Consider the following 12,233-nt stretch of genomic DNA (forward strand, 5'->3'; position numbering starts at 1 on the left):
GTGCGTCCGAGAAACGACTAAACGTCAAGAAAGCGAACATCTTTCGCGTTACGCGCGATGAAGCTTCGGCGGGCGGACACGTCCTCGCCCATCAGGACGCTGAACAGTTCGTCCGCGGCCGCGGCATCGTCGAGAGTGACCAGACGAAGAACTCGCACTGCCGGGTCCATCGTGGTTTCCCACAGCTCCTTGGCGTTCATCTCGCCGAGGCCTTTGTAGCGCTGGACTCCGTCCTCGACGTTGATCTTGCGCTTGTTGGCGATACCGGCCTCGAGCAGACCGTCGCGCTCGCGGTCGGAGTACGCGAAATCCGGTTCGCCGCGGCTCCACTTGAGCTTGTACAGCGGCGGCATGGCCAAGTAGACGTGACCGTTCTCGATCAGCGGCCGCATGAACCGGAACAACAGGGTCATCAGCAGGGTGGAGATGTGCTGGCCGTCGACGTCGGCGTCGGCCATCAGCACGATCTTGTGATAGCGCAGTTTGGCGATGTCGAACTCGTCGTGAATGCCGGTGCCGAACGCGGTGATGATCGACTGGACCTCGTTGTTCTTGAGGACACGGTCGATGCGGGCCTTCTCGACGTTGATGATCTTTCCGCGCAGCGGCAGGATCGCCTGGAACATCGAGTCACGGCCGGATTTGGCCGAGCCGCCGGCGGAGTCGCCCTCCACGATGTAGATCTCGGACTTGCTCGGATCGTTCGAGCGGCAGTCTGCGAGCTTGCCGGGCAGGCCACCGATATCGGTTGCGCTCTTGCGCCGCACCAACTCTCGCGCCTTACGCGCGGCCATGCGGGCCTGCGCGGACGAGACCGCCTTGTTGATGATGGTCTTGGCATCGGCCGGGTTGGACTCGAACCAGTGCGAGAGGTGCTCGTTGCACGCCTTCTGCACGAACGAGCGAATCTCGGTGTTTCCGAGCTTGGTCTTGGTCTGTCCCTCGAACTGGGGCTCCCCGACTCGCACCGAGATGACGGCGGCGAGGCCTTCACGGATGTCGTCGCCGGTGAGCTTGACGTCCTTTTCTTTGACCAGTTTCTTCTCGATGGCGTACTTGTTCACCGTCGATGTCAGCGCAGTACGGAAACCCTCCTCGTGGGTACCGCCCTCGTGCGTGTTGATCGTGTTGGCGAAGGTGTGCACCGATTCGGAGTAACCGGCGTTCCACTGCATGGCGATCTCGACCTCGTGGCCCTCGCCCTTGCCGGTGAAGCCGACGACCGAGTTGTGAATCGCGGTCTTGGTTCGGTTGATGTGCTTGACGAAGTCCACGAGACCGTCGGGGTAGTGGTACGTCCGCTTGCGCACCTTGGTCGGTTTCGCCGCTGCGGCGTCGGCCTGCTCTTCCTCGGCGGTTTTCGGTGCCTCGGCGGTCTCGCCGAGTTCTTCCTCGGTCGCGTCGGTGGCCGCCACTCGCTCGTCGGTGAAGTTGATGGTCAGTCCCTTGTTGAGGAACGCCATCTCCTGCAGGCGACGGTGCACGGTCTCGAAGCTGTAATCGAGGGTCTCGAAGATCTTGCCGTCGGCCCAGAAACGCACCGTGGTGCCGGTCTCCGTGGTGTCGCCGACGGTCTCGAGTGGGCCGGGCTTGGCGTAATCGTACGTCTGCTTGTAGCGGTGACCGTCACGCGCGATCTGCAGTTCGACCTTGGTCGAGAGTGCGTTCACGACGGAGATACCGACGCCGTGCAGACCGCCGGAGACGGCGTAGGAGTCGGAGTCGAACTTGCCACCGGCGTGCAGCTGGGTCATGACGACCTCGACGGTGGGAACACCGGAGGAGTGCATGGCGACGGGGATGCCGCGGCCGTCGTCCTTGACCTCGACGCTGCCGTCTTCGTGGATGGTGACGTCGACGGTGGAGGCGTAGCCGGCCATGGCCTCGTCGACGGAGTTGTCGACGACCTCCCAGATCAGGTGGTGCAGGCCTCGTTCACCGGTGGAACCGATGTACATACCGGGCCTCTTACGGACTGCTTCCAGGCCCTCGAGGACCGTGATGGAAGAAGCGCCGTAATCCTTGCTGTTCTCACTGTTACCTGACTTCTGGGCAGCCACGGTTAGCTGGTTCTCCTTCTACGCGTCCACTACCCCGCTCACACCTGACGTAGGTGCTACCGCAGGGTCGGCACGGTCGTTTCCGCCGTGCTCGGTCCATGCGTTTGTTCCGGGCTTGATGTCGTACCGGTCCATAGTACTGGGTGGCTGCGACAGCATGGGGACGATGACACCCCTAAAAGGCCCCTGATTGCTTCACAGGCGCATTTTCTCGACATCGGACGACAAAGATGAAGGGTAAAACCGGCGATTCGGCTACAGATCGAGGACGATCCGTTCTCCGTCCGACCGCGAGACGCAGATCAACATCTCGTGCCGCTGCTCCTCGGTCGTCAACCGATTCTCTCGATGCTGCGGTGTTCCGCTGAGCACTCGCACCCGGCACGTGCCGCAGAAACCCTGCTGGCACGAGTACGCGACGTCCGGCCTGATGCGTCGAATGGCATGCAGCGCAGTCTCTTCCGCACCGACCGACAGAATTTCGCCGGAATCGACGAGCTGCACCTCGAATTCCGTCCCGTTCTTCACCGGCGGCGGTGAGAAGCGCTCGAAGTGCAGATGCGTGGCCGAGAGGGCGTCGAACGAGGCGCGAACGAGGTCGATCATCGGCGGCGGACCACATACGTAGACCGAACCGCCGGGGGCCGTCGAGCCCAACAGATCCATGCTCGACGGCATGCCGTCCACGTCGTCGGTGCGCACGGTGACCCGGGCGGGATCCCAGCCCTCGATCTCGTCGAGAAACGGCATCGACTCGCGGGAGCGGCCGCAGTAGACGAGGTGCCAGTCCATGCCCAGATCGCGGGCACGGCGCACCATCGAGATGATCGCGGTGATGCCGATTCCACCGGCGACGAATACTGCCTGTTCGGACGGTACGAACGGAAACCCGTTGCGCGGCCCCCTGATCGACACCGCAGTGCCGACCGTCAGCGCGTGCATTTCCGGAGATCCGCCGCCGCCGTCCGGCACGAGTCGTACTGCGATCGAGTACGTGTCGTCACTGGGCAATCCGCACAGGGAGTACTGCCGACGCCGACCGGAGGGAAGGTAGAAATCCAAGTGCATTCCCGGTGCCCACGGCGGCAGAGCCGACCCGTCAGCGGCGGCGAAGGTCAGCTGGACGACCTGTTCGTCGATGCACAGAACGTCACGGGAGACCAGTGTCAGTTCTCGGGTACGCGCGACGGGAGGCGCCGCGAACGAGGCGTCGTACTCACCGTTGTCGAGGAGGGCGAACCACTTGTCCAGTGCATCGGTGACCAGCGACACCGTCTGATCCGGCTCGTCACGCCCGTACAGATTCTGTGGAATCGTGCGGCCTACTCGGAACGAGTCGACCTTTCGAGCCATCGCGTCGAGCCTGCTCCGCAACGTGCGTTTGGTCATCGATCAGCGGACCGCGCCGCCGGCGAGGTGGCGAGATACTGCACGGCCTGGGCCGTCGAGCCTTCCTGAGACGGGTGATATGTGCTCTTGAAGTACCGCAGGGACGCCTTGACCATGGACATCGGCGTCGGAAACAGACCGGACTTGGCGACGCGTCGGAATTCACGGAACGACGGCGTGCGCTCCTTCGGCGACAGATGCGCCAACGTCGGATCCTGGCTCATGAGGTAGCGCACGCCGCGCGTCCAGAACCAGACGAGAGTGGGTGCAATGACCACGTAGGTACGGATACGCCGGGCCGGCCGAACGTCGAAGTAGCGCATCACCTCGTACGCCACCGAACGATGCTCCACTTCTTCGGCGCCGTGCCACCGCAACAGATCGAGCATGACCGGATCGACGTCGGCTTCGTCGAGCTCGCGCGCGTTGAGAACCCAGTCGCCGAGGAACGCGGTCAGATGCTCGGCGGCCGCGATCAAGGCCAGCCGCTCCACCAGGCTGTTCTGACCGTGGCCCGAGCGATTGCCGAGTGCGCGACCGAACAGGAACTTCATCTGGTCGACGTACGGATCGACATCGATGCCGTGGGCCCGAAGCTGATCGTGGACCTCGGTGTGGGCCTGTGCATGCATGGCTTCCTGGCCGATGAAGCCGATCACGTCGTCGCGCAACTGATCGTCGTGGATGAGCGGCAGCGCCTCTTTGAACGTGCGCACGAACCACTCCTCGCCCTCGGGCAGAAGCAGGTGCATCACGTTGATCAGGTGGGTGGCCAGGGGATTGCCGTCCATATAGTGCAGCGGCAGAGTTTCCCAATCGAATTCGACGTTCCGAGCGTGCAGAACCACTCTGTCTTCGGGGGTTCCATCGACGTCGACCGCCGTTGTCGACGCCTTCTTCGTAGGTGCAGACACAACTTCTCCTCGTCCGATGGCCGCATGGAACAGTATTCGGTCCCCCGACCGTTGCGTGTCCCGAATCACGCTACGCATACCAACTGTCTCACAGCAACACTGCCCCCAACATCTGTTGAGGATCACCTGGACCAGGGGCTACGTCGAACGCGCATTGGGAACAGTCACTATCCGTAGGTGTCCCGCGGACCACGACCTTTGACATGGCGCTCGCCTTTTCGCCAGCTCTGAGTCGTCGGCCCGGTGATCCGAAGCGACGTCACCACACCGTGGCCCACCGCCGCCGCGATCTTCGCCAGAATCTGCGACTGCATCAACCGAAGCTGCGTCGCCCACGCAGTCGACTCGGCGGAGATACTGAGCACTCCGTCCTTGAGACCGGTGGGGTCGGCGTGTGCCGAGATGTCCTCACCGACGACGCTGGGCCAGCGCCCCAGCACGGCACCCTCCGATACCTTGGCCGACCACCCACGCTTGGACGCGATGCTGTTGGCCAATGCACCGAATGCCTGCGGATCCCGATCGTCGGGGCCCGCTCCCGACCAACCCCGTCGTCGACGCCCCCGCAGTGCCCGGACACCCCCGGTCGGTGACGAACGACCTTGACCGACCGACTTGCCGCTCGCCTTGGCCGCGGCCCGGGCATCTTCGAGCGCCCGACGCGCAAGGTCGACGCCCTTCAACTCCGGCTGCTCATCCGGTACCGGTGAATTCGTGTCGTCGCTCATGACACCTCACCCTCCGACGTCGCCAGCTCGGTGATGGTCGAAATACGGCCTGCCGCACCGGAATCGGATTCCTGACGAGCCTCGACACCGTAGCGTCGTGCATCGAGTTCGGGTGGCACGTCCTCGGGAACCGCGGCGGTGATCAGTACCTGTTCCGCGTCGGCCGCGACTGCCGCGAGGGCCGTGCGCCGCTTGCGGTCGAGCTCGGCGAACACGTCGTCGAGCATCAGGACGGGGTCTGTCCCGTCCTCGCGCAGCAACGAAAAGGAGCCGAGCCGAAGAGAGAGTGCATACGACCACGATTCACCGTGGCTGGCAAAGCCTTTGGTGGGTCGGTCGCCGAGCATCAGTTCCAGATCGTCTCGATGGGGCCCGACCAGACACACCCCACGTTCGATCTCTCGCTGCCTCATCACCGAAAGTTGGTGCAGGAAAGCAGCTTCCAGCACGTCGACGTCGTCGGACTCCGGTGCTCGGCCGGCATCGGAGAATTCCGGCGGCAGTGCCTCGGCGAGGCTGCATCGATAGGACAACGTGGCGAGCCGCGATTCCGGCGCGATCGACTCGTAGGCCTGCTGCACGAAGGGCATCAGCTCGTGTACCAAAGATATTCTGGCCGACAGCAATCGGGCACCGTGGGCAGCAAGATGGCCGTCCCAGACATCGAGCGTGGCCAGAGCGCTCGAGCCGTCGGTGGACGACGAGCCTCGGCGCAACGCCCCGCTGGCGGTTTTGAGCAGTGCCGACCGCTGACGCAGCACCTTGTCGTAATCTGCACGCACAGCGGCCATTCGAGGAATTCTGGTGGTGAGCAGCTCGTCCAGATACCGACGGCGCTCACTCGGGTCGCCGCGCACCAGCGAGAGGTCCTCGGGTGCGAACAACACACTCTGCAGTACACCCAGAATTTCTCGTGGTCGACGCAGCGGAGACCTGTTCATCCTCGCCTTGTTCGCCTTGCCCTCGAGCAATTCGACGTCGATGATCAACTCGCGTCCGTGGTTGACCACGGCGCTGCCGACGAACGCGGTGGACGCACCTGCCCTGATCATGGGCGCATCGGTCGAGACCCGGTGCGAGGACAGCGTCGACAGATAACCGAGTGATTCCAGCAGGTTGGTCTTACCGTGGCCGTTGGGCCCGACGAACACGGTCGATCCCGGGCCCAGGTCGACGATGACGTCGTCCCAGGACCGGAAATCGTGAAGTTGCAAAGACCGGACGAACACTTACTCGGTGTTCTTCGGCGCGGGTGCGCGCAGTGTCTCGTCCGCATCCGCCTTCTTGACGGCATGCCCGCCGAACTGGTTCCGCAACGCCGACACTGCCTTCATTGCAGGCGAATCTTCTTGTCGCGAAGCGAATCTCGCGAACAGAGCTGCGGAGATGACCGGGGCTGGTACGGCATGCCGAATGGCCTCCTCGACGGTCCATCGACCCTCGCCGGAGTCCTCGGTGTACCCCGAGATCTCACTGAACTCCGGATCCTGACCGAGTGCCTCGACCAACAGATCGAGCAGCCACGACCGCACGACGGTGCCCTTGCTCCAGGCCCGCAGTACGCCCTGCACGTCCTGCACCAATTCTTCGGCCTCGAGGATTTCGTAGCCCTCGGCGTACGCCTGCATCAGACCGTATTCGATGCCGTTGTGCACCATCTTCGAGTAATGCCCGGCACCGACAGGACCGGCGTGGACGAAACCGTCCGCGCGCTCCCCTTCCGGACGCAGGGCGTCGAAGATCGGCATAGCGCGTGCAACGTGCTCGTCATCTCCGCCGACCATCAGGCCGTAGCCGTTCTTCAATCCCCAGACACCGCCCGAAACTCCGGCATCGATGTAACCGATTCCCTTGGCGTCCAACAGTTCTGCGTTGGGCTTGTCATCGGTGAAACGCGAGTTTCCACCGTCGATCACCAGGTCGCCCGGTTCGAGAACATCCCCGAGCCCGGTGATGGTGTCCCGGGTGATCTGGCCGGAGGGCACCATCACCCACACCACCCGGGGAGCGGTGAGGGACTCCGCGAGACCGGCGAGCGACGGAGTGTCCGTCACCTCGGGCCTCGGGTCGTAACCGATGACCTCGTGGCCGTGCTCGCGCAGCCGCTCGCGCATGTTGAAGCCCATTTTTCCGAGACCGACCAAGCCCAGCTGCATGAGGAAGCGTCCTTGTCTGTGTCAGGTGTAATTCCGGTCGAGCGGGAGTGGAGTCGGCGGAACGACTCGTCCGATCCCGCAACTTCAACAGTAACCAGGCAGGATCAGCCCGGCAGCCTGACCGGCATCAACAGATAGGTGTATTGGGACTGAGGCGCCGCGAACTTGCCGGAATCGTCGGGCACCAGCTCCTCGTCCGACGTCGGACGCAGCACTGCAGGCCGACTCGGGGTGGTGAAACCGAACGTGACCTTCTCGCTGTGCAAGGAGGATAGGCCGTCGATGAGGTACCCCGGGTTGAACGCAATGGTGAGCGCCTCACCCTGGAAGTCGGCCGGCAGAGCTTCCTCGGCCCGGCCGGCATCGTCGCCGCCTGCCGAGAGCAGCACACCTTCGGCGTTGAATTCCAGGCGCACCTGCGCACCGCGTTCGGCGACCAACGCCACGCGCTTGATGGCCTCGACCAGCGACGCGATCTCGAGTGTTGCGACGGCGGTGTGCTCTGCCGGGAGCAACTGACGGAACTTCGGGAATTCCGCATCGAGCAGACGCGTGGTCGTGCGGCGCCCGTCGCTGACGATTCCGAGCAAACCGTCGCTCCCGATGGAGGAACCCGAACCGAGAGCGAGCTCGACGGGCGAACCCGCGTTGCCGCCGAGAGTCTTGGCCGACTCGGACAGGGTCTTCGCCGGAATCAGCACTGCAGTGGTGGTGTCGGCGCCGGCGGGAGTCCAGTCGACCTCACGAACCGCCAACCGGAATCGGTCGGTCGCAGCCAGCACGACGTTGGTGCCGTCGATCTCGACACGGATACCGGTCAGCATGGGAAGCGTGTCGTCCTTGCCCGCCGCAATGGCGACCTGGGCAATTGCCTCGGAGAAGACATCACCGGCCAGCGAACCGGTGTTGCTGGGCAACTCGGGTAGCTGAGGATAGTCCTCGACCGGCATCGTCGGCAGCGAGAATTTTGCGCTTCCGCAGTTGACGAGAACGCGAGTCCCGTCGACGGTGACGTCGACGGGCTTGTTCGGCAACGACTTGGTGATATCGGCAAGTAGCTTGCCCGACACCAGAACTCGTCCTGCGGTGGCCACTTCGGCCGAAACCTTCACCTGGGCGGAGACCTCGTAATCGAAGCCCGAGACCGTCAGACCCTGTTCGTCGGCAGCAAGCAGAACGCCACCGAGAACGGGAACGGGCGGCCGGGACGGCAGGCTGCGGGCCACCCACGCCACGGAATCGGAAAAATCTTCACGAGCAACGCGAAACTTCAAACTTCCAAGCTCCATCGCTCGGCATTTCCTCTCGTTCGGGGCATTCGTGTGCACAGTCGAGCGGTGCGACCACGATCGTCGCGGCTCCAACCGATGCAACGACGAGTCTGGCACATCCAGCGCAAGCACACCGTATGCCCTTCGAGACGAAGTTGAAAGCTCGGGCGAGGCCGCGAAGGGCACCGATGCGGTCGTCGGAAGGGGGCTGTGAACGGATCGTTCCCCAACACCTGTTTTCAAAGAAGTTCTTTCAAGGAGAAAACAGAAGTATTAATAGGTCCTGTGCAATCTGTGCATGGAGCCCTCGCGATGCTGGTGGCTCGGCGTGGTGTCGTGGGGATGAACTCGGGACCAATCTGCGGTTGACGGACGGCTGCCTGTGGACCAATCGCATCGGTGCACAGGCGCCCACATTCCATCCCCAGAAGTCGACGGTTGTCCACATGGTTATCCACAGGTGTGAATCAATGGTCGTCGGCTCCGAAATGTCATCCGATTCGGTCCAGAATCGGCGCGGAATCGACCCAGATTCGATCCGGAATCGACTGGAGATCGTGTTCGATCGACGCCCGAGTCGAACCGAGGCGGCACCGATCACCGACGAAAACGGCGACGGCGCCGACCCCCGCGATGGGAATCGGCGCCGTCGCCGTCGTTGCCGAAGGACTGTGGAGCTATCGCTTCGAGCGCTGCTTGATGCGCGCCGTCAACTCCTGGACCTGGTCGTAGACCTTGCGACGCTCGGTCATTTCCTTGCGAATCTTCTTGTCCGCGTACATCACCGTCGTGTGATCTCGGCCGAACGTCTGACCGATCTTCGGTAGCGACAGGTCGGTGAGCTCTCTGCAGAGATACATCGCGATCTGCCTGGCCATGGCCAACGCTCGGGCCTTACCCGGTCCGCACAGGTCCTCGATGGAGGTGTCGAAGTACTCCGCGGTGACGGCCATGATCGTGGCCGCGTTGATCTCCAAGCTGGACGAATCGGGAATCAGGTCACGAAGGACGACCTCGGCGAGGGTGAGGTCGAGGGCCTGTCCGTTCAACGAAGCGAATGCCGTCACGCGAATGAGGGCGCCTTCGAGCTCGCGGATGTTGCGCTCGATGCGGCTGGCGATCAGCTCCAGGACGTCGTGCGGCACGTCGAGTCGATCCATCCGAGCCTTCTTGCTCAGAATGGCGATCCGCGTCTCGAGCTCCGGTGGCTGGACGTCGGTGATCAGGCCCCACTCGAAGCGGGTACGCAGCCGCTCCTCGAGGGTCGCCAACTGTTTGGGTGGTCGGTCGGACGAGACGACGATCTGCTTGTTGGCGTTGTGCAGCGTGTTGAAGGTGTGGAAGAACTCTTCCTGGATACCTTCCTTGCCCTCGATGAACTGAATGTCGTCGACCAGCAGCACGTCGGTCTCGCGGTAGCGGCGTTTGAACGCCACCTTGCGGTCGTCACGGAGACTGTTGATGAAGTCGTTGGTGAATTCTTCGGTGGAGACGTACTTGACCCGCATGCCCGGGAACAGGCGCTGCGCGTAGTGCCCGGCCGCGTGCAGCAGGTGCGTCTTGCCCAGGCCCGATGCCCCCCACACGAACAACGGGTTGTACGCCCGGGCGGGTGCTTCGGCGATGGCGACCGCGGCGGCGTGCGCGAACCGGTTGGAGGCGCCGATCACGAACGTGTCGAAGGTGTACTTGGAGTTGAGGCTGTTGGCACCCGACGACGGTGGCGTCGACTCCGGTGGTTTGGTGAAGTACGTCGGCCACGAGTTCTGGACACTGGCGAGGGCTTCCCGCTCGTCGTCCACTTCCTCGTAATCGGCGGTCTCGGAGTCCGACGGCTCGTCGTCTCTGCTGGTCAGGACGCGGCGCCGGTACGTCGGGGAACTGACGGCATCGGGATACGTCGAGCGCTCGGTTTCGAGCTTCTCGTCCTCGGGGGCGGAGATCCGAACGCCGAGACCTTCGACACCCTGTCCCAGATGACGCCCCAGGGCTCCCAGGATGGGTTCGCGCAGGTCACGTTCGATCGCTTCCTGAGCGAAGGTCGACGGGACGGCGAGCAGAGCGAAGCCCTGAGTCAACGTGAGCGGTTTGACCAGCGCGAGCCAGGCCTTCTGGCCCTTGGTCAGCGGCGACCCACTGTGTCGGTCGGACGTCAGCTCCGCGACTACCTCGGGCCAGATGCGCGCAAGCGCATCCGGATCGTCGTTCACGTCGATCCCTCCGTCGTCGAGCTTGTAGGTCTCGCCGGACTCCGACAACCGATTCGGTGCGGCGTTTCGAACCCGCGCAACCGCGTCGTCGGATAGCGTCGTCGATCGTGCGCCTCCGCGGCCGAGACAAGGGTCCTTCGGTGGACCCCGCAAGGTACGAATATGCCACCTGAACTGTGTTTCCACACAATTATCCACAGGTGTGGATAAACGACACCGATGTGAGCCCAACCGTCACCGAGTGGCGTGGTAGTACGTATACGACAGTCTGACCTGCGGCGATAGCCATTGTCAGTCGTTCGATCGCAGCAACGACCAGTTGCGCGGCGCCGCGGAACGACAGATATTGTCGACTCTTCGGCCCGTCCGAGGTCTCGTCGTCCGTGGCCTGTGTATGAATCGACGGATCGGTCGATGTCGAGCGAGTTTGACCACCGGTGACTCGATCAGTACTCTCGAACAGTCACCCAATAGCGAGGTGGCCGATGCTTGCTGGCTGCTCACAGTCTGTCTTCACTCGGATTTCTCGCTCGGGAGGCTAGCGAGTTCATCCGAACTCGCTGAGAACCTTTACAGCAGGCGCCGACAGATCGGCGTCTTCGAATCTCGAGGAGTGTTGACCGTGGCCAAGGGCAAGCGGACGTTCCAGCCGAACAATCGCCGCCGCGCGCGCGTTCATGGCTTCCGTCTTCGTATGCGTACCCGTGCGGGTCGTGCAATCGTTTCCGCACGTCGCGGCAAGGGCCGCAAAGAACTCACAGCCTGATAACCGTTCGTCCGAAGCTTGGAGCTCGGGATGCTTCCTGAGCCGAATCGGCTGCATCGCGCACGTGACTTCACCGTGGTGATGCGTCGAGGACGCCGAATGGGTAGATCGGACCTGGTCGTACACGCAGTTGCGCGTCACGAGCAGGACATCGCATCCACCGTTCATGGGCCACGTTTCGGATTGATCGTCAGCAAGGCAGTCGGGCCGGCCGTAACTCGTCATCGAGTTGCGCGCCGGCTTCGGCATATCTGTGCCGAGGTGATCGACGGGCTCGCGGTGAACACCGACGTGGTCATTCGAGCACTTCCGGGTGCTGCGCACGCATCCTCGGCAGATCTACACGTTCAACTGCGTTCAGGTTTGAAGAAGCTCGGTCTACTCGAAGCTCCGAAGGGTCCGCCGTCATGACATTCATGGGCAACCTTCGTTCCATTCCTGCTCGAACTCTCGTCTACTGCATCGTGTTGTACCGGACCTATGTGTCCCCGATGCGGCCCCCTACCTGTCGCTTCTCCCCCACCTGCAGTGAATACGCCATCGAGGCGCTCCAGGTGCACGGGATGCCGAAGGGCTCGCTCCTGGCAGTCGTCCGCCTCCTCAAATGTGCTCCCTGGCACTCTGGAGGCTGGGACCCGGTGCCCGAACCCGGTAGGTGGCGCGCAACCGTCACCGAGCTGACCGAAACCGAAGAACACCACGATCTCCTGCGAGTGGAAGAACAGAGGAGTACATAGAG

The 12,233-nt window shown here is 63.1% G+C and carries 11 protein-coding genes; 3 read left to right on the forward strand and 8 right to left on the reverse strand.

Going from position 1 to position 12,233, the window contains the following annotated elements:
- Positions 1 to 17: 17 nt before the first annotated feature.
- The 8 genes from gyrB to dnaA form a co-directional block, all read right to left on the reverse strand.
- Positions 18 to 2,060 carry a DNA topoisomerase (ATP-hydrolyzing) subunit B gene (gene gyrB, locus CH281_RS04010; protein ID WP_094693027.1) on the reverse strand — a complete coding sequence of 681 codons (2,043 nt, stop codon included), beginning with the start codon at positions 2,058 to 2,060 and terminating at the stop codon, positions 18 to 20.
- A gap of 255 nt (positions 2,061 to 2,315) precedes the next feature.
- Positions 2,316 to 3,413 carry a PDR/VanB family oxidoreductase gene (locus CH281_RS04015; RefSeq protein WP_370878759.1) on the reverse strand — a complete coding sequence of 366 codons (1,098 nt, stop codon included), beginning with the start codon at positions 3,411 to 3,413 and terminating at the stop codon, positions 2,316 to 2,318.
- Between the two features lie 32 nt (positions 3,414 to 3,445).
- The gene (locus CH281_RS04020; protein ID WP_032371404.1) at positions 3,446 to 4,363 is read right to left on the reverse strand and encodes a metal-dependent hydrolase; all 918 of its coding nucleotides are present in this window, start codon (positions 4,361 to 4,363) and stop codon (positions 3,446 to 3,448) included.
- Between the two features lie 167 nt (positions 4,364 to 4,530).
- Complete coding sequence (locus CH281_RS04025) at positions 4,531 to 5,091, reverse strand: DUF721 family protein (RefSeq protein WP_094693031.1); 561 nt, start codon at positions 5,089 to 5,091, stop codon at positions 4,531 to 4,533.
- Complete coding sequence (gene recF, locus CH281_RS04030) at positions 5,088 to 6,320, reverse strand: DNA replication/repair protein RecF (RefSeq protein WP_094693033.1); 1,233 nt, start codon at positions 6,318 to 6,320, stop codon at positions 5,088 to 5,090. The genes CH281_RS04025 and recF overlap by 4 nt, the downstream gene beginning before the upstream one ends.
- Positions 6,321 to 7,247: a phosphogluconate dehydrogenase (NAD(+)-dependent, decarboxylating) gene (gene gnd / locus CH281_RS04035; RefSeq protein WP_027494998.1), complete on the reverse strand. Its 927-nt coding sequence runs from the start codon at positions 7,245 to 7,247 to the stop codon at positions 6,321 to 6,323.
- 104 nt (positions 7,248 to 7,351) lie between these two features.
- Positions 7,352 to 8,536, reverse strand: a complete 1,185-nt coding sequence (gene dnaN, locus CH281_RS04040) for a DNA polymerase III subunit beta (RefSeq protein WP_032407801.1) — start codon at positions 8,534 to 8,536, stop codon at positions 7,352 to 7,354.
- 659 nt (positions 8,537 to 9,195) lie between these two features.
- Entirely contained in the window at positions 9,196 to 10,728 is a 1,533-nt protein-coding gene (gene dnaA / locus CH281_RS04050) for a chromosomal replication initiator protein DnaA (protein WP_027495001.1), read from the reverse strand.
- Between the two features lie 622 nt (positions 10,729 to 11,350).
- On the opposite strand from dnaA, the gene rpmH reads away from it, so the two are divergent.
- Genes rpmH through yidD form a run of 3 tightly spaced genes read left to right on the forward strand, consistent with a single transcriptional unit; the run spans position 11,351 to position 12,231 of the window.
- On the forward strand, positions 11,351 to 11,494 hold the full coding sequence (gene rpmH, locus CH281_RS04055) for a 50S ribosomal protein L34 (protein ID WP_026347786.1): 144 nt from the start codon (positions 11,351 to 11,353) through the stop codon (positions 11,492 to 11,494).
- Positions 11,495 to 11,524: 30 nt separating this feature from the next.
- Positions 11,525 to 11,905: a ribonuclease P protein component gene (gene rnpA, locus CH281_RS04060; RefSeq protein ID WP_032367623.1), complete on the forward strand. Its 381-nt coding sequence runs from the start codon at positions 11,525 to 11,527 to the stop codon at positions 11,903 to 11,905.
- Positions 11,902 to 12,231 carry a membrane protein insertion efficiency factor YidD gene (gene yidD / locus CH281_RS04065; protein ID WP_027495003.1) on the forward strand — a complete coding sequence of 110 codons (330 nt, stop codon included), beginning with the start codon at positions 11,902 to 11,904 and terminating at the stop codon, positions 12,229 to 12,231. The genes rnpA and yidD overlap by 4 nt, the downstream gene beginning before the upstream one ends.
- Positions 12,232 to 12,233 lie beyond the last annotated feature (2 nt).

This window comes from Rhodococcus sp. 06-221-2, assembly GCF_002258365.1.
GTDB classification, from domain to species: Bacteria; Actinomycetota; Actinomycetes; order Mycobacteriales; family Mycobacteriaceae; genus Rhodococcoides; species Rhodococcoides fascians.

Excerpts from the sequence above, each read along its gene's own strand:
- CH281_RS04015 (WP_370878759.1), bottom strand. The coding sequence starts at position 3,413 with ATGGCTCGAAAGGTCGACTCGTTCCGAGTAGGCCGCACGATTCCACAG.
- CH281_RS04025 (WP_094693031.1), bottom strand. The coding sequence starts at position 5,091 with ATGAGCGACGACACGAATTCACCGGTACCGGATGAGCAGCCGGAGTTG.
- gnd (WP_027494998.1), bottom strand. The coding sequence starts at position 7,247 with ATGCAGCTGGGCTTGGTCGGTCTCGGAAAAATGGGCTTCAACATGCGC.
- dnaN (WP_032407801.1), bottom strand. The coding sequence starts at position 8,536 with ATGGAGCTTGGAAGTTTGAAGTTTCGCGTTGCTCGTGAAGATTTTTCC.
- rnpA (WP_032367623.1), top strand. The coding sequence starts at position 11,525 with ATGCTTCCTGAGCCGAATCGGCTGCATCGCGCACGTGACTTCACCGTG.
- yidD (WP_027495003.1), top strand. The coding sequence starts at position 11,902 with ATGACATTCATGGGCAACCTTCGTTCCATTCCTGCTCGAACTCTCGTC.